This is a genomic window from Clostridiales bacterium, assembly GCA_017961515.1.
GTDB lineage: Bacteria > Bacillota > Clostridia > Acetivibrionales > RGIG10202 > RGIG10202.
This window is the reverse complement of record JAGCXC010000085.1, coordinates 1-2,663: the sequence shown is the minus strand read 5'-3', so window position 1 is coordinate 2,663 and position 2,663 is coordinate 1. Positions and strand designations below refer to the sequence as shown.

Annotated in this window: 2 protein-coding genes; both read left to right on the top strand. The window is 33.6% G+C overall.

Translation table 11 applies throughout. The features are described 5' to 3' along the window. Window positions 1-459 (top strand): cupin domain-containing protein (locus tag J6Y29_05945; GenBank protein ID MBP5427409.1); only part of this gene is annotated, 459 nt, incomplete at its 5' end. Window positions 460-497: 38 nt separating this feature from the next. Then, window positions 498-2,555 carry an alpha-xylosidase gene (locus tag J6Y29_05940; GenBank protein ID MBP5427408.1) on the top strand — a complete coding sequence of 686 codons (2,058 nt, stop codon included), beginning with the start codon at window positions 498-500 and terminating at the stop codon, window positions 2,553-2,555. Window positions 2,556-2,663 lie beyond the last annotated feature (108 nt).

The following is a 2,663-nucleotide window of genomic DNA, read 5'->3' as shown; positions in this document are numbered from 1 at the left end:
TATTTAGTATACGAAGCAGGTGAGAAGGATTTCTCTGTTACAATGCTATATAACTGTGCTAATAGATTTGGCGTTGATGTGACAGAACTTATGACGGGACAAGCCCCAAAACTATCTAGCTATTCTTTAGTTCGCGCAGGAGAAGGTGAAAAGGTTGAGAGAAGACATAATTTCACATATGAGCACTTGGCAATTAATTTTAAAGATAGAACAGCAGATCCTTTCCTAGTTCACGCTCCATATATTGCTGGTTCTGAAGACAAACCAATTTCACTAAATACCCACAAGGGACAAGAAATGGACTATATTTTGTCTGGAGAATTAACATGTTCAATAGATGGGCATATTGTTGTATTGCATGAGGGCGATACACTTTATTATGATTCAGGAAAACCACATGGTATGATAGCAACAGGCGGTAAGGCTTGTGACTTCATTGCCATCGTTTTAAAAGACTAATAAGGAAATGGAGGAGTTAAAGCTCCTCCTTATTTTTTATGGGAAGATATTCGATTAATAGCACTAAGACTCCAGAGAGTAATATCATCATAGATGGTATTTATAGATTTAGTATTATCTCATCTAGAATCATTAGAGTCGAGAAAGATAAAACCGCAACTTTCGAAGACTTACCAACACAAATAGTTTTTCATAGAAATATTAATAATCCAGAGTTTAAATATTCAATTAAAGACGATAAAGTCCTCATAGTTACAAAAGACACAGATTTTCTATATGATAAAAAGAAGGATAAAGCATATGTTATTAAAGACAAATATATGATAGATTCTTCAAAGAAAATGGGCAATTTAAAAGGTACATTAAGGACTCTAGATTTTACATTTGGAATAGTTCATTTAAAGGATGGGATCTTTTCTAGAAGTGGCGTTACCCAAATAGATGATTCTAGCTCATATGTAATAGATGAAGATGGCAATGTTAAAGAAAGAGAGATTAAAGAAAAGGATATCTACGTTCTTAACTTTGGTACAGATTATTTTGGTGGACTAAAAGAATATTATGCGCTAACAGGCAATACACCTCTTCTTCCAAAATATGTTTTAGGTAACTGGTGGTCTAGATACTATGCCTATACACAACAAGAGTATCTAGATGTTGTAAATAAATTTGAAAACAAAAAAGTACCATTAACCATTGCAACGATAGATATGGATTGGCATATTGTAAAAGATGCTCCAAAAGATGAAAAAACAAAATCAAAAGGGATCTATTCAACAGGATGGACAGGATATACTTGGAATGAAAAACTTTTCCCAGATTATAAACAATTCCTTAAAGATTTAAAAGATAAGAATTTAGGAATAACACTTAATTTGCATCCTTGCGATGGTGTTAGATATTTTGAAACCCAATATGAGGATATGGCAAAAGCATGTGGGGTTGATCCAAAAACGAAAGATAGAGTAGAGTTTAATCTTGAAGATAAGACTTTTAGAGATGCATACTTTGATATTCTTCATCATCCATATGAAAAAGATGGTGTTAATTTTTGGTGGATAGATTGGCAACAAGGAAAGAAAACCAAGCTTTCAAAACTAGATCCACTTTGGCTATTGAACCACTACCATACATTAGATATAGATAGAGATGGAAATAAAGGCTTGATATTATCTCGTTATTGTGGTCCAGGTTCCCATAGATATCCACTCGGTTTTTCTGGAGATAGTATAGTTATTTGGAAATCGCTACAACTTCAACCATATATGACTGCAACAGCATCCAATATTGGTTATACTTGGTGGTCTCATGATATAGGAGGACATCAATTTAATAGGGGCAATCCAGATTTATATGTAAGATGGTTACAATTTGGCGTGTTCTCACCAATCAATAGATTGCACTCTTCAAATACATCCTTAAGTAAAGAGCCGTGGAACTATCCAGAATGGGCAGAAAAGATAGCAGAAGACTATCTAAGATTGCGCCATCAACTCATTCCATATCTATATACAGCCAATGTTTTGACAGCAAAAGAGGGTATTCCTCTTATGGTACCTATGTATTGGAAGGAACAATCTAATGCTGCATATAGAGCAAAAAATCAATATTATTTTGGAAGCGAATTAATAGTTGCTCCAGTCATAAATAAGGCGGTTAGAAACAAGAAAACTGGCAAAATCGCATCTCCAGTTTCGTTCTATATTCCAGATGGAATTTGGACAGATATTTTCACAGGGAAAAAGTATACTCAAGGCTGGTATGTTGAATATAGAGAGATGGATAACACTCCTGTTTTTGCAAAGGAAGGAGCCATCATTCCAATGTTAATAAATGAAGATACAAATACTTTAGTATTTGAAAACCTTGAAATAAAGGTATTTGCAGGAGAGAATAAGTACACCCTTTATGATGAGATAGGACAAATAGATTTTGAGATAAAAAAGGATAAAAATACATACGTTTTGGATATTAAAAAATCCAAAGATATTGTGACAAAATCCATACTTGTCAATTTTGTTGATCTGCCATCAGGCGAGGTGTCTCTAAACGGCAAAAAAATTGCAACAGGCAAAAAAGTGAAAGTAAATTTTTAAATTTATTTGCTTGACAAAGTAATAATTACTTTTATATTATATCAAAACGTATCGTAGAAAATATTAATCCGTGTGGAAGTTAGCCCCTCCCTTCGGATGTCGAGATAG